This window comes from Caulobacter sp. GW821-FHT10A06, from assembly GCF_059415805.1.
Map to the genome: position 1 here is coordinate 1 of NZ_JBWKNY010000008.1, position 20,407 is coordinate 20,407.

Genomic DNA, 20,407 nt, shown 5'->3' on the forward strand with positions numbered 1-20,407 from the left:
GAGGGGGAAGTAGCCGGAGCCAGGACTTGTTCCCCCTCCGGCGCTTCGCGCCACCTCCCCCGCTAGGGGGAGGATCTAGTTGACCTGCCGCTCCCTGCCCTCCCAGTACGGTGCCCTCAACTCCCGCCGCAGGATTTTCCCCGACGCATTCCTCGGCAACGCCTCCACGAAATCCACCGACTTCGGAACCTTGAACCCCGCGATCCGCGTCCGCGCGAACGCGATGATATCCGCCGCATCCGGCGTCACCCCCGGCTTGGCCGCGACCACCGCCTTCACCGCCTCGCCCCACTTCTCGTCGGGGACGCCGATCACCGCCACCTCGGCCACGTGCGGGTGGCCGTACACCGCGCTCTCGACCTCGGCGGGATAGATGTTCTCGCCACCCGAGATGATCATGTCCTTCACCCGGTCGTGGATGAACAGGTAGCCGTCCTCGTCCAGGTAGCCGGCGTCACCGGTGCGCAGCCAGCCGTCGGCGTCGACCGTCTTCCTCGTGGCGTCGTCCAGCTTCCAGTAGCCGGCCATGTTCGAGCCCGAGCGGATGGCGATCTCGCCCACGGCGCCCGTGGCCACGCTGTTCCCCGCGTCGTCCATGACCTTGATCTCGACGCCCGGCATCGGCAGGCCCGCCGCGCGCATGCGCTTGTTGCCGGCCGGGTCGTGGTCCTCGGGCGGCAGATAGACCACCGTGCCGGTCGTCTCGGTCATGCCGTACTGCTGGACGAAGCCGCAGCCGAACACCTCCATGCATTCGCGCAGCAGATCCAGCGGGATGGGCGCGGCGCCGTACAGGATGTGGCTCAGCCGCGAATAGTCGATCTCGCGGGCCCTCGGCTGGCGCACCACGATCTGCAGCGCCGCCGGCACCATGAACATCTTGGAGACGCGGTCCTTCTCGATGAAATCCAGCACCTTGAAGGGATCGAACTCGCGCGCCACCACGCCCTTGGCGCCGTTCATCAGGCCCACCAGCCCCCAGCCGGTGCCACCGATATGGGCGACCGGCATGGCCACCAAGCTGACGTCCTCCGGCCCCCACTGGTTCCAGGCCATCGGGTTCTTGGAGGCCTCGCGCCGCATGCCCAGCAGGTTGTCGTGGGTCAGCATCGCGCCCTTGGGCCGCCCCGTGGTGCCCGAGGTGTAGAGCTGGATGGCGATGTCCGAGGTCTCGATCGGCTTGTGCGGATCGGCGCCCGGCTGCGCATCACGCCAGGCCTCGAAGGTCGGGTGCTCGCCCGCCCCCTCGGCTTCCATGGCGATCACCACCGGACGCTGGGCCAGCGCCGCGCCGACCGCATCGACGTGGGTGATCAGCTCGGGACCGACGAAGACCATCCGGGCCTCGCTGTCGGCGACGATATAGGCGACCTCGGCCGACGCCAGCCGCCAGCCGATCGGCGTCGTCACCACCCCAGCCTTGGCCGCGCCCAGCAGCAGCTGGAAATAATGGTCGCTGTTCTTGCCGACATAGGCGACGCGGTCGCCGGTCCCCAGGCCCGCCGCGATCAGGGCGTTGGCCACCTGGTTCGCATGGCGGTCGAATTGCTCGAAGCTGGTCTCTCGCCCCTCGAACACGAACGCCACGTCGCCGGGCCGCACCTCCGCATGATAGCGGGCGACGTCGCCCAGCGTATGCATGCGGTCGAAATCGATCGCGCTCGACATCAGGCCTGGCTCCCTCGGTTTGCCCACTCTGATGGCGGGTCAAACGGATGTTGGGCCAGGCTTACGCAACCGGCAAGCTATCCGTATCGATAGGGCGTCAGCGCCAGGCCCGGACGCCGACTACCACCGCCGTGCTGCCCGCCCGCTCGCCCAGCGGCGTCAGAGGCCCGAAGGTCCGTTCCCGGACGACCCCGACATAGGGCGCGAACTCGCGGGTGATCTCGTAGCGCAGCCGCAGGCCGCCCTCGAGCCGCCCCGCCCCGGCCTCGGCCAGGTCGCCCTCGAGACGCGGCTGCAGGATCAGCCGCTGGCTCAGGCGCAGGTCGTAGGACGCCTCGCCCCGCGCCGAGACCTTGCCCTGGTCGGACAGATAGGCCGCGCCCTGGAGTTCGAACCAGTAGGGCGCCAGACCCTCGAAGCCGACGGCGGCGTAGCTGCGGCCCTTCGGGGCCAGGTCGTAGCGGACGCCTGCTTGCAGGTCGAAATAGGGGCCGACCGGCCAGGCCTTCAGCAGCTCGGCCTCGCCGGTTTCCCAGCCTTCGCCGTCAGTGCGTTCGCCTCGCGCCTTCACGACCCACTTGGAGGCGTCATTGCCCCACCATGCCTCGCCTTCGAACGCCTGGCCATCGGCGCCTTTGCGCGAACGGTATTCCAGGACATAGGCGCGGACGGTCCAGAAGCTGCCGCCGCCATGCTCCTTCATCAGCTGGGCGCGCGCGGCGGCCATCTGCTGCGGCGTGTAGAATCGCTCGGCGGCGTGGTCGCCCGCAACGGCCGGCGCAGGTTGCTCGATCGCCGGCGGCGGCGCGTGGTGATGCTCATGCTGGACCATCACAGCGGCCGCACCGTCACGACATTGAACATCCCCGCATGCATGTGCAGCAGCAGGTGGCAGTGGAAGGCCCAGTCGCCGGGCTCGTCGGCCGTCAGATCGAAGGCGACCTTACCGCCGGGCGCGACATTGACCGTGTGCTTCAGCGGCTGATGCGCCTGGCCGTTGACCAGTTCGAAGAAGTGGCCGTGCAGGTGGATCGGGTGGGCCATCATGGTGTCGTTGATCAGCACCACGCGCACCCGCTCGTCGCGCTGGAAGGCGATCGGCTTCTTGATCGGCCCGAACGCCTCGCCGTCGAACGCCCACATGAAGCGCTCCATGTTGCCGGTCAGGTGGATCTCCATCTCCCGGCCCGGCGGCCGCGTGTCCTTGGCTGGAACGAGGTTGGCCAGGTCGACGTAGCGCAGCACCTTGTGCCCGACATCCTCCAACCCCTGAGGCGGCTGGCCCATACGATCCATCGGCATCGGCGAGATGGTCTGGACGCCCGGCGTCAGCGGCACGTTCGGGGCGTTGCTCTGCGAGCGCATCGACATGTCCATGCCCGGCATGTCCATCCCATGGTGCATGTTCCCCATGCCCATGTCCTTCATGGTCGCCAGCGGACGCTTGCGCAGCGGCGGCACGGCGGCGGTCATGCCCAGGCGCGGCGCCAGGGTCCCACGCGCCAGCCCCGAGCGGTCGGACGCTTCGGCGACCAGGGTGAAGGCCTTGTCCTCCGAAGGCCGCACGATGACGTCATAGGTCTCGGCCGGCGCGATCTGGAACTCGTCTGCCGCCACCGGAACGACCGGCTGGCCGTCAGTCGCCACGACCTCCAGGCCAAGGCCCGGAATACGGACGTTGAAGATCGTCATGGCCGCTGAATTGATGAACCGCAGCCGCACCCGCTCACCCGGCTTGAACAGCCCGGTCCAGTTGTCGCCCGGCCCCTGGCCGTTGATCAGATAGGTGTAGGTCGAGCCGGTGACGTCGGCGATGTCGGTGGGGTCCATCCGCATCTTGCCCCACTCGACGCGGTCCTTCAGCGACTGGTCCTGGCCCGCCAACAGGCCACTGAGCGTCTGCTTCTGCATGTTGAAGTGACCGGCATTGACCTTCAGCTTCCGGAACAGGTCGTGCGGATGCAGGAAGCTCCAGTCCGACAGCACCACCACGTGCTCGCGGTCGTAACCGATCGGGTCCTCGCCGGCCGGATCGATGATCATCGGGCCGTAGTGGCCGACCTGCTCCTGCAAGCCCGAATGGCTGTGCCACCAGTAGGTGCCCGCCTGCCGCACCGGGAACTCGTAGGTGAAGGTCTCCCCCGGCTTGATGCCCGGAAAACTGACGCCCGGCACCCCGTCCATCTGGAACGGCACCAGCAGGCCGTGCCAGTGGATCGAGGTGTCTTCATCCAGGGTGTTCGTAACCGACAGCCGAACGTTTTGGCCTTCCTTCAGCCGGATCAGCGGGCCGGGGATCGTGCCGTTGACGGTCACCGCATGGCCGGCCTTGCCGTCGATCTTCGCCATCGTGTGGCCGACGGTCAGCTTGATCTCGTCGCCCGACAGCGCCGCCGGTCGCGCGCCCTCGCTGGCCATCGCCCATTCGGGCAGCAGGCCGGCCGCGCCCAGTCCGAAAGCGCCGCGCAGCAAGGTCCTTCGATCGATCATCCGCTATCCGTATTCCAACCTGAACCGCACTTGGGTATCACCCGAAGCATGTCCAAGAGCACCCCCGCCACGATCGCATTGAGCAAGGCCGGCGTCGCGTTCGACCTGCATACGTACGACTACGACCCTGGATCCGAGCGCGTCGGTCTCCAAGCGGCCGAGGCCCTGGGCGAAGACCCCAGCCGGGTGCTCAAGACCCTGGTGGTGATGCTGGACGGCAAGCCCGCCTGCGCCATCCTGCCCTCGGACAAGGAGGTCAGCATGAAGAAGCTGGCCGCCGCCCTGAAGGGCAAGTCGGCCGCCATGGCCCCCGTCCCCGACGCCGAACGCATCACCGGCTACAAGGTCGGCGGCGTCAGCCCCTTCGGCCAGAAGAAGCGCCTGCCGACGGTGATGGAGGAAGCCGCCCTCGCCGAACCGTACGTCTTCATCAACGGGGGCCAGCGGGGCCTGCAGGTCAAGCTGGCCCCGGCCGATGCGGTGAAGGCCCTGGGCGCGGTGACGGCCGCGATCGTTTCGGAGTAGCCCCGTGTCCTGGCTCCAGATCGTCGCGCTGGTCGTCCTCCTCGTCGCCGCCATCGTGGGCGAGGCCTCCCGGCTGGCCGCGAGGCAGGAGGCCAAGTCCCTCAAGGACAAGCGGCCCGACGACCCACGCCTGAAGACCTCCGAAGCGACCCTTCACCCAGCGCCGGACCTCGACCTAATGTGGGGCTCGAACAAGGGTCTGCCGCCCACGCTGGGGACCATGACCCGCCTGCATCGCGCCGCCATGGCGGTCGCCCTCGTCGCCGGCGCGGTCCTGCTGCTGACCCTGGTCTTTCGGAAGTGACGCCGCCCGCTTGATATCCCGCGCGGTTCTCGCCTATAAGCCGCGCCTCCTGGCTTGGTTGGGTAGCTCAGATGGTTAGAGCGGTGGATTCATAACCCACAGGTCGGCGGTTCGATCCCGCCTCCAACCACCAGGACTGACCTCTTTCTCCCTGAAAATACAACGCGATGTCACCCCGGCGGGTGAGGCGGATGCTTGGCCAGGTGCAGCGCCATGCCGATGCCGTTCCACACCGCGTGCGACAGGATCGCTAGGCCATAGGCGAAGCGCCCGGCTTGCCTGGACCAGTCCCAGGACATGTAGGCCATCAGCAGGAAAGCGAAGGCCTGGCCCAGCGTCCCCGGGCTGGCGCCGTGCAGCAACCAGGCTCCACCGAAGATGATCGCCAGCATGATCCACAGCGCCAGCGACATCCGCTCGCGGTTCGTGCGCCGCACCAGATAGGTGACGAACGGCGTCTCGATCAGCGCTGGCAGCAGGACCCACTCCACGGCCACCAACCAGGTCTCGGTGTCGAGCGGTGGCGGCGCGGGTCCCTTGGTGGGACCGCCGACGATCGTATTGGCTGCGGCCCGCACCAGCAGCGAGATCGTAAACAGCGCCACGCCCACCAGCACGGCCTGACCGATCAGCTTTCCCAACTTCCTGTTGCCCGCGCCCATCGCCGACCCATGCCACAGATTGCAGCTCGGCAACCACTACCCTTGAGCGCGAACACAGTTTGACCACCGCTCAACCCAGCCCCTACTCTGCCGACATGACCGAAATGGCCTTCAAAGGCGGATGCCTGTGCGGCGCGCTGCGCTGGGAGGCTGATCGCGCCCCGAACTTCATGGGCGTGTGCTGCTGCGCCGACTGCCGCAAGGCGTCAGGGAGCGGCTTCATCCCGTTCATGGGCTTTCCGGCCTCGGCCCTGACCATCACGGGGCCGGCGCGGCAGTATCGCAGCCGCGCGTTCCGAGGCGGCGAGGCCACCCGCAATTCCTGCCCGAACTGCGGGGGCCTCGTCTTTGGCGGGGAGCATGGCTTGCATGACTCCCACACCATCTATGCCGGGTCGCTGGACGACCCGGGTCTCTTCAAGCCCGCCATGGCCTTGTTCGGCCGCGACAAGCCCGACTGGGTGGTCCTGCCCGAGGGCGTGACCGTGTTCGAGACGATGCCGGACTAGGGCCGGATTAAGCCATCGCGCCGGCGTCGTGGGTGTCGACAGCCTGCCCCACCAGCGCCACGGCCTTGGCCGCGCCCACCAGCTCGGTTCCGTAGGTCGCCGTGCCGTCATAGGCCTTGGTCAGGAACGCCTTCACCGCCTCGGCATAGGCGCCGACGCCGGCCTCCAGCCCCTTGGACATCAGGAAGCCCGCCACCGCCGCCTTGGCCCCCAGGGCGTCGTGGCCATAGGCCTCGAAGTACTTCTGCTGGGACACGATGTAGTCCAGCGCGGCGCCGACATTGACGCCCGCCGCCTGGGCCTTGGTATTGCCGATGATGGCGTCATAGATCTTGGCCGCCGCGTCGCGGAAGGTCAGCGTGTCGTAGGCTGTCTTGAAGGTCACCGCCCCCGTGCCGCTCATGGCTTGGTTGACCGCGAACTCGATGTATTTGTTCTCGGTGTTGTAGATCGCATAGGCGAAGTCGGTCAGGTCGCTGGTGTTGGTGGCGCTGTCGATCAGTTCGTTCAGCGCCGCCTGGGTCGGGGTCTTGCCGGTGAAGAAGTTCATCGCCTGCAGCGCCAGCGCCGAGGTGTCGGCCGAGAAGCTGATCAGCTTGTCCAGGAACACGGCCTTGGTGATCTTGCCGGCCGTGACGTCGACCTGCAGCTGGGCCAGCAGCTTCATCTCGGCATAGAAGGCGTTGACCACCTTCTCGCCGTTGGGGCCGGTCAGATATTCCGACAGCGCCTTGGACGAGGTCGAGGCGATGCCGGCCAGGGCCTTGTAAGCGTCCTTGATCTGGGCGTCGGTCAGCACGATCGGATTGGAGACCGCGCCGCCGCCCGTCCCGCCGCCGCCGCCCGTGCCGAAGGCGACACTGAGCGGCGTATCCAGCGGCCACTTGGTCAGGGCCTCCTTCAGCGTCTGGACGCCGATATTGACCAGGGCCGGATTGGCCTCGACCAGAGCCAGGGCCGCGTCGACATCGGGCGTCAGCACGCCGAAGCTCTTCAGCAGCGGCCGCAGGTCGAGGAACTTGAAGGTCGCCTGGATCAGGCCGCTGTCGACCAGCTGGATCAGGAACTGGAAGTCGCGAAGCGTCGGTTCGGCCATGGCGGGTCCCTTGCGGGACCCTCGTCGCACCACGCGTCGCTCACTGTCCCCGAACGCCGTTCTACGGGCCAGGACGCCCTGGCCGACATCCCCAGGTCAGGGGGTTGCGAGCCGACTCAACCTCCAGCCAGCCTTACCCTCCAGGCAGCGTGCCCGGACGGATGTAGGCGAACATGTGCGAGACCCAGTCGGGCTTGCCCAGGGCCACGCCCTTGTGGCGCAGGATCGCGTAAGCCGTGGTCAGGTGGAAGTAGAACTGGGCCAGCGCCCAGTCGCGCAGGAACTGCTCGCCGGTCATGTCGAAGACGATGCCGTTGGGCATCTTCAGCTCGATCGTCTTCTCGGCCGCGCCGTCGAAGGCCGAGGCCGGCGTCGCCTGCACCTTGGCTGCGGCCTCGGCCAGCTGGGCGCGCAGGCCGTCGAAGTCGGCCGCGTCCTCGGCCGGGGTGAACGAGTCCGAGCCGGTCAGCTGCCGCAGCATGTCGCTGGCCTGGGTGCAGACGAACCGCACCTGGGTCGACAGCGGGAACATGTCCGGCGCCAGTCGGGCGGTGATCAGGTCCTCGGGCGACAGGCCGTTGTCGGCGACGAAGGCCTCGGCCTTGGTCAGCTGGTTCGACAGGCCCTTGAGCATCTGGGCGTAGGTGGGGACGGCGATCGCGTGCAGGTCCATGGGGGCTCTCCGGTTTGGGGCGGAGCTAAGCTGACGGAGACGCCCAACGCCAGAGGGGCCGGGCCCTTAGGCGCCAGGCCCGAACCGCGCGACCAGGTCGTAGGCCTCGCCGGGGAAGATCTGGCGCACGCGGGTGACGTGCTGGCCTTCGCGCCAGGTGCGACGGTCGACGACCAGGCAGGCCGCGCCTTCGTCCAGGGCCAGCAGGCGGGCGTCGTCGGCGTCGGCGTTGATGGCGCCGATGCGGCTCTCGGCCTCGGTCCAGGTCACGTGTTCCAGCAGCCAGGCGCCGGGCGGATGCGCGTTGAAGTCGGCGATCTCGATCTCGGGCGCGGCCTTTAGCGAGACCAGCCGCCGCTCCAGGGCGAAGGGCCGGCCGCCAGCGTCGTGCACGCCGTCCAGTTCCAGCAGCTTGCCGCCGGCCGCCAGTTCGACCTCCTCGGGATTGTCGCGGTCGGCCGCCCGCACCGTGCGCGACAGCAGGCGGAAGGCGTAGGCCTCGCCGCGCGCGACGATCTCGGACTGGATGTCGGGGATGTTCAGCACCGGCGCATGGACCTTGGGCCGGGCCACGAACGAGCCGGCGCGCTTGCGGCGCACGATCAGCCCGGCCTCGACCAGAGCGGCCATGGCCTTGCTGACCGTCATGCGGGCGCAGCCGTACTGGGTCATCAGCTCGGTCTCGAACGGCACCCGGTGGCCCGGCTCCCACTCGCCCGAGCGGATGCGAGCCTCGATGTCGGCGCGGATGCGCTGGTGCAGCGGTCCGGTCACGCTAGCAGAGCCTTCAGGGTCTGGACGTAGCGCGCCTGGATGGTCTCGCGGGCGTGGTGGCGACCGCCGGAGACCAGCTGCTTGCCGTGCCGCCAGACGGTGTCGATGCCGCCGCCGGCGAAGACCAGGCTGTCGATCAGCGTGTCGCCCGAGCGGCCAATCAGGTTCGGATGGTTGGCGTCGAGCGTGATGAAGTCGGCCGGCGCCCCGCGACGCAGGCCGCCGCGTCCGACGCCAAGCGCCTGAGCCCCGCCGACCGTCGCCCCGCGCCAAAGGTCGCCGCCGGTCGAGCGCTTGGGACCGCCCGCCAGCACGTTACGGGCCCGGCGGGTCAGGCGCTGGGCGTATTCCATGGTCCGCAGTTCCTGGGCCGCATCGATCACGATGTTGGAGTCGGTGCCGATTCCGAAAGCTCCGCCAGCCGACAGATAGTCCGGGGTCGGGAAGACGCCGTCGCCCAGATTGGCCTCGGTCACCGGACACAGGCCGGCGGTCGCGCCGCTCTTGGCCAGGCGCTCGGTCTCGGTGGCGTTGATGTGGGTGGCGTGGATCAGGCACCACTGCTTGCCGACCTCGGTGTGGTTCATCAGCCAGCGGACAGGACGCTGGCCGGTGGCGGCTAGGCAGTCGTCGACCTCCTTGGTCTGCTCGGCCACATGCATGTGGATCGGCCCGCCAGCGGCCAGGGGCAGGATGGCGGTCAACTCCTCGCCGGTCACCGCGCGCAGGCTGTGGGGCGCGATCCCGACCACCGCCTCGGGCAGGGGCGCGACGATCTCGCGGCAGGCTTCGACCAGCCGGGCGAAGCCGTCGACGTTGTGGATGAAGCGCTTTTGGCCATCGGTGGGCGGCAGGCCGCCGAAGTTGCTGTGGGCGTAGAACACCGGCAGCAGGGTCAGGCCGATGCCGGTCTCCTGCGCCGCCGCCGCCATGCTCACCGCCATCTCGGCCGGGTTGTCATAGAAGCCGCCGTCTGGCGCGTGATGCAGATAGTGGAACTCGCCCACCCGCGTGAAGCCGCCCTCCAGCATCTCGACCTGGCCCATGGCGGCGATGGCCTGGGCCATGTCGGGGTCCAGCCGCTCCAGGAAGCGGTACATGACCTCGCGCCAGGTCCAGAAGTTGTCGCCGGTCTCGCCGCGCGTCTCGGCCAGGCCCGCCATGGCGCGCTGGAAGGCGTGGCTGTGGACGTTGCCCAGGCCCGGCAGGGCGGGACCCAGGCGTTGGGTGTCGCCGGCAGAGGTGTCGGTGTCGATCCGCCCGATGCGGCCATCGGTGATGGTGAACTTCACGCCGCGCGCCCAGCCGTCCGCCAGCAGGGCGCTCTCGCACCAGACCACCGTCGAGGAGTCGGAATTCTGCGCGTCGGTCACTGGACAAGCCTCATCGTTCGCAAATATGTCTATACATATTGAAGCCGACTGCAAGCGAGGGAGACGGACCGGATGCGTTGCGACACCCTGTGGATAACTTGCCGTCTGGCCACCCTCGCCCCCACACAGCCGGGCCTCGGAATCATCGAGGATGGCGTGATCGCCGCCCGCGACGGCCGCATCGTCTATGCTGGTTCGGCCGATGACGCGCCTGCCTTCGAGACCGACCACACGATCGATTGCGAAGGCCGTTGGGTCACCCCTGGCCTAGTCGACCCGCACACCCACCTGGTCTTCGCCGGCGACCGCGCCCACGAGTTCGAGCTGCGCCTGGCCGGCGCCTCCTACGAGGAGATCGCGCTGGCCGGCGGCGGCATCGTCTCGACCATGCGGGCCACCCGCGCGGCGTCCGAGGACGAGCTGGTGCAAGCCGCCCTGCCCCGCCTGGACGCCCTGATCGCCGAGGGCGTCACCACCGTCGAGATCAAGTCCGGCTACGGCCTGTCGCTGGACGACGAGATCAAGAGCCTGCGCGCCGCCCGCACGCTGGGCGACATCCGCCGGATCGGGGTCAGCACGACCTTCCTGGGCGCCCACGCCCTGCCGCCCGAGTACCGCGACGACAAGGACGGCTACATCGCCCTGGTCAGCGAGAAGATGATCCCGGCCATCGCCGCGCGCGGCCTGGCCGACGCGGTCGACGGCTTCTGCGAGGGCATCGGCTTCTCGCCCGACCAGATCCGCCGTGTGTTCGAGACCGCCCGCAGCCACGGCCTGCCGGTCAAGCTGCACGCCGAGCAGCTGTCGAACCTGAACGGCGCGGCGCTGGCCGCCGAGTTCGACGCCCTGTCGGCCGATCACCTGGAACACCTCGACGAAGCCGGGATCGCCGCCATGGCCGCCTCGGGCACGGTCGCGACCTTGCTCCCTGGCGCCTACTACTTCACCCGCGAACACAAGGCGCCGCCGATCGCGGCGCTGCGCAAAGCCGGCGTGCCGATGGCCCTGGCCACCGACTGCAACCCCGGCACCTCGCCCCTGACCTCGCCGCTGCTGGTCATGAACATGGCCGCCACGCTCTTCCGGATGACCGTCGAGGAGTGCCTGGCGGGCGTCACGCGCGAGGCCGCGCGGGCGCTGGGGCTGCTGCACGATCGTGGGACGCTGGAGGCCGGCAAGGCCTGCGATCTCGCCATCTGGGACGTCGAGCGTCCCGCCGAACTTGTCTATCGCATGGGCTTCAACCCGCTCCATGCGCGCGTGTGGAGAGGCCTGTGACCAAGCTCGTTCTGAACCCCGGCGACGTGCCGCTGGCCGACTGGAAGGCGATCTATCGCGGCGCGACCGCGACCCTGGCCGAGACCGCCTGGCCGGTGATCGCCGAAAGCGCGGCGGCGGTCGAACGCATCCTGGCCAAGGGCGAGCCGGTCTACGGCATCAATACGGGCTTTGGGAAACTGGCCAGCGTCCGCATCGGCGACGCAGACCTCGAGACCCTGCAGCGCAATATCGTCCTGTCGCACGCCGCCGGCGTCGGCGAGCCCTCCCCCGTGCCGGTCATCCGCCTGATGATGGCCCTGAAGCTGGCCAGCCTGGCGCAAGGCGCCTCGGGCGTGCGGGTCGAGACCGTGCGCATGCTGGAGGAGATGCTGCGGCAGGACCTGATCCCGGTGATCCCGTGCCAGGGCTCGGTCGGCGCCTCTGGCGACCTGGCGCCGCTGTCGCACATGGCCGCGACCATGATCGGGGTCGGCGAGATCTTCGTCGACGGCGAGCGCAAGCCGGCCGCCAAGGCGCTGAAGAAGGCCGGCCTGGAGCCGCTGACCTTGGGCCCGAAGGAAGGCCTGGCCCTGCTGAACGGCACCCAGTTCTCGACCGCCAACGCCCTGGCCGCCCTGTTCGACGCCGAGCGCCTGTTCCAGTCGGCTCTGGTCACCGGCGCACTGTCCACCGAAGCCGCCAAGGGCTCGGACACGCCGTTCGACCCGCGCATCCATACCCTGCGCCGCCATGCCGGCCAGATCGAGACCGCCGCCGCCCTGCGCGGCCTGATGGCCACGTCCGAAATCCGCGCCTCGCACCTGAAGGAGGACGAGCGGGTCCAGGACCCCTACTGCCTGCGCTGCCAGCCGCAGGTGATGGGCGCGGCGCTGGACGTGCTGCGCCAGGCGGCGACCACCCTGGCGACCGAGGCCAACGGCGTCTCGGACAACCCCCTCATCTTCCCGGAAGCCGACGAGGCGCTGTCGGGCGGCAACTTCCACGCCGAGCCGGTGGCCTTCGCCGCCGACATGATCGCCCTGGCCGTCTGCGAGATCGGCTCGATCGCCGAGCGCCGCATCGCCATGCTGGTCGACCCGGCGCTGTCGGGGCTACCGGCGTTCCTGACGCCCAAGCCCGGCCTGAACTCCGGCTTCATGATCCCGCAGGTCACCGCCGCCGCCTTGGTCTCGGAGAACAAGCAGAAGGCCTATCCGGCCAGCGTCGACTCGATCCCGACATCGGCCAACCAGGAGGACCACGTCTCGATGGCCGCCCACGGCGCGCGTCGCTTGCTGGGCATGGTCGAGAACGCCATGGCGGTGCTGGGCATCGAACTGCTGGCGGCGGCGCAAGGCTGCGACTTCCACGCGCCGCTGCGGTCGAGCAAGGCGCTAGAAGCCGTGCGCAAGCTGACGCGGAGCCAGGTTCCGCAGCTGGACGATGACCGCCACTTCCACCCGGACATGGAGGCGGCGAACGCCTTGGTCCGTTCGGGCGCGGTGATCGAGGCGGCGGGTGAACTGCCGGGGCTCGTCGCATGAGCTGGCTGCAGGTCACGCGCGGCGACGCGCCGCTGATCGTCAGCCTGCCGCACACGGGGACGCAGATCCCGCCGGAGATCGAGGCCGGTCTCGCCTCGCCGTGGCTGGCCCGGAAGGACGCCGACTGGTGGGTCGATCGGCTGTATGCCTTCGCCGAGGGCATGCGCGCGACGATCGTGCGGACGGCGATCTCGCGGACGGTGATCGACGTCAATCGCGACCCGTCGGGCGCCTCGCTCTATCCGGGCCAGGCGACGACCGAGCTGTGCCCGACCACCACCTTCGACGGCGAGCCGCTGTATCGCGACGGCGGCCCTGACAAGGCCGAGATCGACCGGCGGCAGACGCTGTACTTCGAGCCCTACCACGCCGCTCTGCGCGCCGAGATCGATCGCCTGCGCAGAGCGCATCCGACCGTGGTGCTGTACGAGGCCCACTCGATCCGCTCACTGGTGCCACGCCTGTTCGAGGGCGAGCTGCCGCAGTTCAATCTCGGGACCAACAGCGGCCAAAGCTGCGATGACGCCCTGACCACCGCCGTCGAGGCCGCCTGCGACGCCTCGGGCCGCTCGCGCGTCACCAACGGCCGCTTCAAGGGCGGCTGGACCACGCGCCACTACGGCCAGCCCGCTACAGGCGTCCACGCCCTCCAGATGGAGCTGGCCTGCCGGGGCTACATGGACGACCCGGCCGAGCCGCCCGCCGAAGACACCTGGCCCACGCCCTTCCACGCCGACCGCGCCGAACCCCTGCGCCTGGTGCTCGAAGACGTCCTTTCCGCCTGCCTCCAGTTCGCGAGACCCTAATGACCCGCCGCGACAACACCCGCGTCATCCGCCCCGCCACCGGGACCGAGCTCACCGCCAAGTCGTGGCTGACCGAAGCCCCGCTACGGATGCTGATGAACAACCTGCACCCCGACGTCGCCGAGCGGCCCGAGGAACTCGTGGTCTACGGCGGCATCGGCCGCGCGGCCCGCGACTGGGAGAGCTTCGACAAGATCGTCGAGACCCTGCGCCGGCTCGAGGATGACCAGACCCTGCTCGTGCAGTCGGGCAAGCCCGTGGGCGTCTTCCGCACCCATGCCGACGCCCCGCGCGTGCTGATCGCCAACTCCAATCTGGTGCCGCGCTGGGCCAATTGGGAGCACTTCAATGCGCTCGATAAGAAGGGCCTGGCCATGTACGGCCAGATGACCGCCGGCTCGTGGATCTATATCGGCGCCCAGGGCATCGTGCAGGGCACCTACGAGACCTTCGTCGAGATGGGCCGCCAGCACTATGCCGGCGACCTGTCGGGCAAGTGGCTGCTGACGGCGGGCCTGGGCGGCATGGGCGGCGCGCAGCCCCTGGCGGCGGTGATGGCTGGCGCCTCGTGCCTGGCCATCGAGTGCCAGCCCTCGCGGATCGAGATGCGGCTGCGCACCGGCTATCTCGACAAGTCCACCGACAGCGTCGACGAAGCCCTGGCCTGGATCGCGGAAGCCTGCGCCGCCAAGACCCCGATCTCGGTCGGCCTGCTGGGCAATGCCGCCGAGCTCTTGCCGGCGCTCTACAAGCGCGGCGTCCGACCCGACCTGCTGACCGACCAAACCAGCGCCCACGACCCGATCAACGGCTACCTGCCGGCCGGCTGGACCCTGGACCAGTGGGCGGACGCCAAGGAACGCGACCCGGCCTCGGTCGACAAGGCCGCCCGCGCCTCGATGGCGGTCCACGTGCAGGCCATGCTGGACTTCCAGGCCGCTGGCGTCCCGACCGTCGACTACGGCAACAACATCCGCCAGATGGCGCTGGAGGAAGGCGTCGCCAACGCCTTCGACTTCCCGGGCTTCGTGCCGGCCTATATCCGCCCGCTGTTCTGCCGGGGGATCGGCCCGTTCCGCTGGGCGGCGCTCTCCGGAGACCCCGAGGACATCGCCAAGACCGACGCCAAGGTCAAAGAGCTAATCCCGGACAACCCGCACTTGCACAACTGGCTCGACATGGCGGGGCAGAAGATCAAATTCCAAGGCCTGCCGGCGCGCATCTGCTGGGTCGGTCTGGGCGACCGTCACCGCCTGGGCCTGGCCTTCAACGAAATGGTCGCCAGCGGCGAGTTGAAGGCCCCGATCGTCATCGGCCGCGATCACCTAGATAGCGGCTCGGTCGCCTCGCCCAACCGCGAAACCGAGGCCATGCAGGACGGCTCGGACGCGGTGTCGGACTGGCCGCTGCTGAACGCCCTGCTCAACACCGCCTCGGGCGCGACCTGGGTGTCGCTGCACCACGGCGGCGGGGTGGGCATGGGCTTCTCGCAGCATGCCGGCATGGTGATCGTCTGCGACGGCACCGAGGCCGCCGCCAAGCGCATCGCGCGGGTGCTGTGGAACGACCCGGCCAGCGGCGTCATGCGCCACGCCGACGCCGGCTACGACATCGCCCTCGACTGCGCGCGGGAGAAGGGCCTGGACCTGCCGGGGATCCTCTAGCGCGCCAGCAGCCCCGCCGCCTCGGTGGGGCTCTTCTTGCCCGTGTCGCGGTCGACCGCGTAGTTGGCCGCCTGCATCGCCTTGACGTCGATGCTGCCGGCCAGCGGCGTCAGGGCGTCCAGCAACCGCCGATCCCCCGCCCGCTTCGGCGAGACCAGGATCACCGCGTCGTAGGGCGGCAGAGCCCCCTTGGGATCGCCCAGCAGCACCAGGTCATCAGCCGCGATCCGGCCGTCCGACGAGAAGGCCGAGATCACGTCGGCCTCGCGGCTCTCCAGGGCGCGGTACATGAAGGTCGGCTGGAACTGGCGCTTGGACTTGAATTCCAGGCCGTAGGCTTTCACCACCGCCGCCCATTCCGGCCGCGAGAAGAACTCCAGGTCGCCGCCCATGGTCAGTTGCGGAGCCTTGGTCGCCAGGTCGGCCAGGGTCTTCACGCCCAGGGCCTCGGCGCGGTCGCGGCGCATGGCCAGGGCGTAGGCGTTCTCGAAGCCTAGCGGGGCCAGCAACACGACGCCATCACGGGCCTTCAGCTCGGTGCGAAGGCCGTCCAGCACCGCCTGTCGGCCAGGGTTGTCGGTGCGGTTCAGGACGTTGGCCCACAGGGTGCCGGAATAGTCGACATAGGCGTCGATCTCGCCGCTCGCGAGGGCGCGGTAGGCGACCGCCGAGCCCAGGTTCACGCGGCGCTGGACGCTGGCGCCCTGCCCCTCCAGCTTGCCGGCCATCAGCTCGGCCAGGATGTACTGCTCGGAGAAGTTCTTGGCCCCGATCACGTAGGCCGGCTTGTCATGCGGGACCACCAGCGGCCCCAGCGCGGCCAGGAGGCCGATAAGGAGCCCCACGCCGCCGGCCCATAGCCGCTTGCCGTCTCGTCGCGCCACGCCGCCCTCGATCAGGCCCAGCAGGCCGTCGACGATCAGCGCCAGGCCCGCCGAGGCCGCGCAGCCGACCAGCACCGCCACCCAGTCCTCGGTCTGGAGCCCTGAGAAGATGTAGTCGCCCAGCGAGGTTTGGCCGACGGGGGTCGACAGCGTCGCGGCCCCGATCGTCCAGACGGCGGCGGTGCGCACGCCCGCCATGATCACCGGCGCGGCCAGGGGCAGCTCCACCCGCCACAGCCGCTGGCGATCAGTCATGCCCACGCCCCGCGCGGCCTCGACCACGGCGGGATCGATCCCAGACACGCCCGCCGCCGCGTTCCGCAGGATCGGCAGCATCGAATAGAGGGTAAGGGCCAGCAACGACGGCAGGAAACCCAGGGCCGGGAAGCCGTGCCCCAGCACCTTCACCGCCAGCCCCGAGAGCAGCAGCAACACCGGGTAGAACAGCGCGAGCAGGGCCAAGCTCGGAATGGTCTGAACGAGGCCAGCCGCGCCCAGGGCGATCCATTTCAGACGCGGGTTACGCGCGGCGGCGATGCCCAGCGGCAAAGCGATGGCCAGGCCCAGCGTGAGCGCGGAGGCCGACAGCGTCACGTGCCAGCCCAGGCGTTCAGGCAAGACGGCGAGTGCAGAGGAAAGTCGATCAGCCACGGGCCAGCTCCGCCAGACGCTCGGCCTGCTTCTTCGGCGAGGCGATCAGGTCGGCGACCACCGGGTCGGGATGCCCCGCCAGCAGTTCCTGAGGCGGCGCGTAGGCCAGCGCCCAGCCATCGGCCATCACCACCACCTCGTCGGCCAGCAGCAGGGCCTCGCCGACGTCGTGGGTGACCATCACGGTGGTCAGACCCAGTTGGTCATGCAGCGCCCGGACATCGTCGGCCAGGGCCACGCGGGTCACCGGATCCAGCGCCCCGAACGGTTCGTCCATCAGCAGGATCGAGGGCCGCGCCGCCAGGGCCCGGGCCACACCGACCCGCTGGCGCTGACCGCCTGACAGCTGCGACGGCGCGCGGCCGGCGACCGCGCGCGGCAGGGCCACCAGGTCGAGCAGCTCGTCGACCCGCGCGGCGATCTCCCCCTCCGGCCAGCCCAGCAGGTCCGGCGTGACGCCGATGTTCTGGGCCACGGTCATGTGCGGGAAGAGGCCAATCTCCTGGAAGACGTAGCCGATCCCCCGCCGCAGCTCCGGCCCCGGCCGTTCGGCGATGTCCTCGCCGTCGATCAGCACCCGCCCGCGCGTCGGCGTCGACAGGCCGTTCATCAGTTTCAGCAGCGTGGTCTTGCCCGCGCCCGAGCCGCCGACCAGGGCGACGAAGCGACCCTTGGCGATCTCGAGCGACGTCTCGTGCAGCACCGTCTGGCCGCCGTACGTCTTGCTGACCTGGTCGAGGACGATGGCGCTCATGGGGGCTCCGGGCGGGGGAGAATCAACCTTTCGCCGTCTCCGAGCGTTGACTCGAATGAAGGGTGCGACAAGGCGGCGCGCGACAGGTCGTCAGGTTCGCACAGGCCGAGTCAATCTCGACCATGAGGAACAGGTTCAAGGAGCGTCTTCATGACCGTCGCCACGCAAGCCCGTACGTTCGATCCGCGCCCTGCTCGTCGCGCGCCCCGCCAATGGCCCCTGGGCTTCGCGGTGCTGCTGGCCTCGGTGCTGAACGCGATCGTCTGGGGCGGCCTGTTCGCGGTCGCCAAGACCTTCCTGCATTTGTAGGCGCCCGCGTATCTGAGCGCTCAGTTCTGTAAGCGTAGCGTTTTCTTTCTCCCCCTGAAGCGAACTGGGCCGCGTCCTCCCCCGAGGCGCGGCCTTTCTTTTTGCGCGCTCCATCCGCCGCCCGCGTGCTGGCGTACCTGTCCAGGAAGCCACCACAGGACGTTCCGCATGAGCCTTCTGACCGCATCGATAAACCGCCTGCAGGACGCGCCTTTTCCCGACTTCGTCGCCCGGCCGGCGATCGCCGCCCTGGTGGCCAACGCCCGCCGACAGCTGGCGTCGACGCCTACCGACGCCGAGGTGCGGTTCGCGGAGATGATGGCCCAACGCCCCGTGGCCGAGCATGTCGCGGCGGCCAACACCCAGCACTACGAACTGCCGCCGCGCTTTTTCGAGCGCGTCCTGGGTCCGCGGCTGAAATATTCGAGCGGCTACTACGAGACGCCCGACAGCACCCTGGCCGAGGCCGAGGACGCCGCCCTGGTTCGCACCTGCCAGAACGCCGGGCTGGCCGACGGCCAGTCGGTGCTTGAGCTGGGCTGCGGCTGGGGCTCGCTGTCGTTGTGGATGGCCTGCGCCTATCCCAACTCGCGGATCACGGCCGTGTCGAACTCAAGCGGCCAGAAGGCCTTCATCGATCGGGAGGCCAAGCTGATGGGGCTGGGCAATCTGACGGTCGTCACGGCCGACATGAACGCGTTCCAGGCCCCGTCGACCTACGACCGCATCGTCTCGGTCGAGATGTTCGAGCACATGGCCAACTGGCGCGCGCTGCTGACGCGAATGCGCGGCTGGCTGACGCCCGAGGGACGCGCCTTTATCCACGTCTTCGCCCATCGCTCGGCGCCCTATCGGTTCGAGGTCGAGGACCGCTCCGACTTCATCGCCCAGCACTTCTTCACGGGCGGCCTGATGCCTAGCCACGGCCTGATGCGCCAGTATCCGGACCTGTTCGAGGTGGAGGCCGACTGGCGGTGGAGCGGCGCCCACTATGCGCGGACGGCCAACGACTGGCTGGCCAATTTCGATCGGCACGAGGACGAGGTGATGGGCCTGATGCGGGAGGTCTACGGCGCCGAAGCCCGTCTGTGGGCGCGTCGCTGGCGGCGTTTCTTCCTGGCCACCGCGGGCCTGTTCGGCGATCGGGACGGGGCCGAGTGGGGCGTCAGCCACTACCGCCTGGCGCCGGTCCCTTAGATCGGCATCCGCATGATTTCTTGATAGGCCGAGATCACCTGATCCCGCACGGCCATCACCGTTTCCAGGCTGGCTTCCGCCGAGCTGATGGCCGTGACGACGTCGACCAGTTCGGCCTTGCCGGCCACCTGGTCGGCGATCTTGTGTTCGGCGACCTTGGAGGCCTTGGTCGCGCCGTCCATGGCCGACTTCAGCATGTCGCCGAAGTCCATGCCCTTGGCCTTGTCGGTCCCGCCCAGCGAGCCGATCGAGCCGACGCCCATGGCGCCTTGCGAAGCATAGGCCTTGGCGGCGGCGAGCGCGGTGATCATGGCCTAGCCTCTACTTCTTCAGGATGTCGAGGGTGCGCGCTTCCATGGAGCGCGCCGTCTCGATGACGTTGAGGTTGGCTTCGTAGGCGCGCTGCGCCTCCTTCATGTCCAGCGCCTCGACCAGCGTGTTGACGTTGGGCGTCTTGACGTAGCCCTTGGCGTCGGCGGCCGGATTGCCGGGATCGTATTCGCTCTTGAAGTCCGACTGGTCGGGATCGACGCGCAGCATCTGCACACCCTCGGCGCCCTGCACCTGGGTCGGCTTGAACACCGGGATCTGGCGACGATAGGGGTCGCCGCCGGCGGTGCGCGCGGTGGAGTTGGCGTTGGCGATGTTTTCCGCGATGACGCGCATGCGGCCCTGCTGGGCGCGCAGGGCCGACGAGGCCACGGCCATGGTCGCCAGCGAGTTGGATTTGATCTCGGGCATTGCTTAGTCCCCTAGCCGTTCGGCTTGCGCGCCGCCTGGCGCAGCATGTTCATGGACTTCTGGTAGAAGCTGATCGCCGCGTCGTAGTTCATGCGCGCGTCGGTCATCTTGAGCATCTGGTCTTCCAGCGAGACCGAGTTGCCGTCGAGGGTCGTTTCCGAGTCCGGGCCCGCCGTCTCGCGCCAGGCGCTGGGGGCCTTGGCCGGCGCCATGTGCGAGGCCGAGGTCGCCATCATGGCCACGCCGTTGGTCGGCGCGACCGGGCCGCCACGATAGGCCGAGCCGGCGCTCTGGTTCATCAGCGAGGCCTGGAAACTGAACGCCTTCAGGTCGCTGGGGCGGTACCCCGGCGTGTCGGCGTTGGCCACGTTCTGGGCGACAAGCTTCTGGCGCTCGGTCAGATAACCGAGGCGGCTCTTGAGCATGCCGAAAAGGGGAATGTCATCCGGACCCATGGCGATCATGGTGAAGAAACAGGGTTAATTCGGCATTAAGAACCCTCAGGCACACCAGGGTCGTAGGC

General features: G+C 68.9%; 22 protein-coding genes and 1 tRNA gene. 10 read left to right on the forward strand and 13 right to left on the reverse strand.

What is annotated here, in order from left to right:
- Window positions 1-75: 75 nt before the first annotated feature.
- The 3 genes from AC07NF_RS22575 to AC07NF_RS22585 all read right to left on the reverse strand — a co-directional run bounded on the left by AC07NF_RS22575 (window position 76) and on the right by AC07NF_RS22585 (window position 4,158).
- Window positions 76-1,668 carry a fatty acid--CoA ligase gene (locus AC07NF_RS22575; RefSeq protein WP_494632813.1) on the reverse strand — a complete coding sequence of 531 codons (1,593 nt, stop codon included), beginning with the start codon at window positions 1,666-1,668 and terminating at the stop codon, window positions 76-78.
- A gap of 97 nt (window positions 1,669-1,765) precedes the next feature.
- Window positions 1,766-2,500, reverse strand: a complete 735-nt coding sequence (locus tag AC07NF_RS22580) for a copper resistance protein B (protein WP_494632815.1) — start codon at window positions 2,498-2,500, stop codon at window positions 1,766-1,768.
- Entirely contained in the window at window positions 2,500-4,158 is a 1,659-nt protein-coding gene (locus AC07NF_RS22585; protein ID WP_494632817.1) for a copper resistance system multicopper oxidase, read from the reverse strand. The genes AC07NF_RS22580 and AC07NF_RS22585 overlap by 1 nt, the downstream gene beginning before the upstream one ends.
- Window positions 4,159-4,206: 48 nt before the next feature.
- On the opposite strand from AC07NF_RS22585, the gene ybaK reads away from it, so the two are divergent.
- The 3 genes from ybaK to AC07NF_RS22600 all read left to right on the forward strand — a co-directional run bounded on the left by ybaK (window position 4,207) and on the right by AC07NF_RS22600 (window position 5,120).
- On the forward strand, window positions 4,207-4,683 hold the full coding sequence (ybaK, locus tag AC07NF_RS22590; protein WP_494632819.1) for a Cys-tRNA(Pro) deacylase: 477 nt from the start codon (window positions 4,207-4,209) through the stop codon (window positions 4,681-4,683).
- A 4-nt stretch (window positions 4,684-4,687) separates the two neighbouring features.
- Window positions 4,688-4,987, forward strand: a complete 300-nt coding sequence (locus tag AC07NF_RS22595) for a hypothetical protein (protein ID WP_494632821.1) — start codon at window positions 4,688-4,690, stop codon at window positions 4,985-4,987.
- A 56-nt stretch (window positions 4,988-5,043) separates the two neighbouring features.
- A tRNA-Met gene (locus AC07NF_RS22600) sits at window positions 5,044-5,120 on the forward strand.
- Between the two features lie 37 nt (window positions 5,121-5,157).
- Here AC07NF_RS22600 and AC07NF_RS22605 read toward each other — a convergent pair.
- Window positions 5,158-5,628 carry a hypothetical protein gene (locus AC07NF_RS22605; protein ID WP_494632824.1) on the reverse strand — a complete coding sequence of 157 codons (471 nt, stop codon included), beginning with the start codon at window positions 5,626-5,628 and terminating at the stop codon, window positions 5,158-5,160.
- An 80-nt stretch (window positions 5,629-5,708) separates the two neighbouring features.
- Between AC07NF_RS22605 and AC07NF_RS22610 the strand changes: the two genes are divergently transcribed.
- On the forward strand, window positions 5,709-6,158 hold the full coding sequence (locus tag AC07NF_RS22610; protein WP_494632827.1) for a GFA family protein: 450 nt from the start codon (window positions 5,709-5,711) through the stop codon (window positions 6,156-6,158).
- A 7-nt stretch (window positions 6,159-6,165) separates the two neighbouring features.
- On the opposite strand, the gene AC07NF_RS22615 is transcribed toward AC07NF_RS22610, so the two are convergent.
- The 4 genes from AC07NF_RS22615 to AC07NF_RS22630 form a co-directional block, all read right to left on the reverse strand.
- Entirely contained in the window at window positions 6,166-7,254 is a 1,089-nt protein-coding gene (locus tag AC07NF_RS22615) for a hypothetical protein (RefSeq protein WP_494632829.1), read from the reverse strand.
- 133 nt (window positions 7,255-7,387) lie between these two features.
- Window positions 7,388-7,927, reverse strand: a complete 540-nt coding sequence (locus AC07NF_RS22620) for a DUF1993 domain-containing protein (protein ID WP_494632831.1) — start codon at window positions 7,925-7,927, stop codon at window positions 7,388-7,390.
- 66 nt (window positions 7,928-7,993) lie between these two features.
- Entirely contained in the window at window positions 7,994-8,701 is a 708-nt protein-coding gene (gene hutC / locus AC07NF_RS22625) for a histidine utilization transcriptional repressor HutC (protein WP_494632832.1), read from the reverse strand.
- Window positions 8,698-10,074, reverse strand: coding sequence for a formimidoylglutamate deiminase (locus AC07NF_RS22630; RefSeq protein WP_494632837.1), 1,377 nt, complete (start codon window positions 10,072-10,074; stop codon window positions 8,698-8,700). The genes hutC and AC07NF_RS22630 overlap by 4 nt, the downstream gene beginning before the upstream one ends.
- Window positions 10,075-10,146: 72 nt before the next feature.
- Here AC07NF_RS22630 and hutI point away from each other — a divergent pair, with 72 nt between their 5' ends.
- Genes hutI through hutU form a run of 4 tightly spaced genes read left to right on the forward strand, consistent with a single transcriptional unit; the run spans window position 10,147 to window position 15,348 of the window.
- Complete coding sequence (gene hutI / locus AC07NF_RS22635; protein ID WP_494632839.1) at window positions 10,147-11,352, forward strand: imidazolonepropionase; 1,206 nt, start codon at window positions 10,147-10,149, stop codon at window positions 11,350-11,352.
- Window positions 11,337-12,878, forward strand: coding sequence for a histidine ammonia-lyase (hutH, locus tag AC07NF_RS22640; protein WP_494632841.1), 1,542 nt, complete (start codon window positions 11,337-11,339; stop codon window positions 12,876-12,878). Before hutI ends, hutH begins: the two co-directional genes overlap by 16 nt.
- The gene (gene hutG / locus AC07NF_RS22645) at window positions 12,875-13,684 is read left to right on the forward strand and encodes an N-formylglutamate deformylase (protein ID WP_494632843.1); all 810 of its coding nucleotides are present in this window, start codon (window positions 12,875-12,877) and stop codon (window positions 13,682-13,684) included. Before hutH ends, hutG begins: the two co-directional genes overlap by 4 nt.
- On the forward strand, window positions 13,684-15,348 hold the full coding sequence (hutU, locus tag AC07NF_RS22650; protein ID WP_494632845.1) for a urocanate hydratase: 1,665 nt from the start codon (window positions 13,684-13,686) through the stop codon (window positions 15,346-15,348). Before hutG ends, hutU begins: the two co-directional genes overlap by 1 nt.
- On the opposite strand, the gene AC07NF_RS22655 is transcribed toward hutU, so the two are convergent.
- Entirely contained in the window at window positions 15,345-16,883 is a 1,539-nt protein-coding gene (locus tag AC07NF_RS22655) for a glycine betaine ABC transporter substrate-binding protein (RefSeq protein ID WP_494632847.1), read from the reverse strand. The two genes, hutU and AC07NF_RS22655, sit on opposite strands and share 4 nt — an antisense overlap.
- A complete protein-coding gene (locus AC07NF_RS22660) occupies window positions 16,876-17,637 on the reverse strand; it encodes an ATP-binding cassette domain-containing protein (protein ID WP_494632848.1) in 762 nt (253 codons plus the stop codon). Before AC07NF_RS22660 ends, AC07NF_RS22655 begins: the two co-directional genes overlap by 8 nt.
- 150 nt (window positions 17,638-17,787) lie before the next feature.
- On the opposite strand from AC07NF_RS22660, the gene AC07NF_RS22665 reads away from it, so the two are divergent.
- Window positions 17,788-17,946, forward strand: a complete 159-nt coding sequence (locus tag AC07NF_RS22665) for a hypothetical protein (protein WP_454717509.1) — start codon at window positions 17,788-17,790, stop codon at window positions 17,944-17,946.
- Window positions 17,947-18,114: 168 nt separating this feature from the next.
- Complete coding sequence (locus AC07NF_RS22670) at window positions 18,115-19,143, forward strand: SAM-dependent methyltransferase (RefSeq protein ID WP_494632850.1); 1,029 nt, start codon at window positions 18,115-18,117, stop codon at window positions 19,141-19,143.
- Here AC07NF_RS22670 and fliE read toward each other — a convergent pair.
- Genes fliE through flgB form a run of 3 tightly spaced genes read right to left on the reverse strand, consistent with a single transcriptional unit; the run spans window position 19,140 to window position 20,339 of the window.
- Window positions 19,140-19,454, reverse strand: a complete 315-nt coding sequence (gene fliE / locus AC07NF_RS22675; protein WP_454717512.1) for a flagellar hook-basal body complex protein FliE — start codon at window positions 19,452-19,454, stop codon at window positions 19,140-19,142. The genes AC07NF_RS22670 and fliE overlap by 4 nt on opposite strands.
- A 10-nt stretch (window positions 19,455-19,464) precedes the next feature.
- Window positions 19,465-19,884, reverse strand: a complete 420-nt coding sequence (flgC, locus tag AC07NF_RS22680) for a flagellar basal body rod protein FlgC (RefSeq protein WP_492813049.1) — start codon at window positions 19,882-19,884, stop codon at window positions 19,465-19,467.
- A gap of 11 nt (window positions 19,885-19,895) precedes the next feature.
- Window positions 19,896-20,339 carry a flagellar basal body rod protein FlgB gene (gene flgB, locus AC07NF_RS22685; protein WP_492813549.1) on the reverse strand — a complete coding sequence of 148 codons (444 nt, stop codon included), beginning with the start codon at window positions 20,337-20,339 and terminating at the stop codon, window positions 19,896-19,898.
- Window positions 20,340-20,407 lie beyond the last annotated feature (68 nt).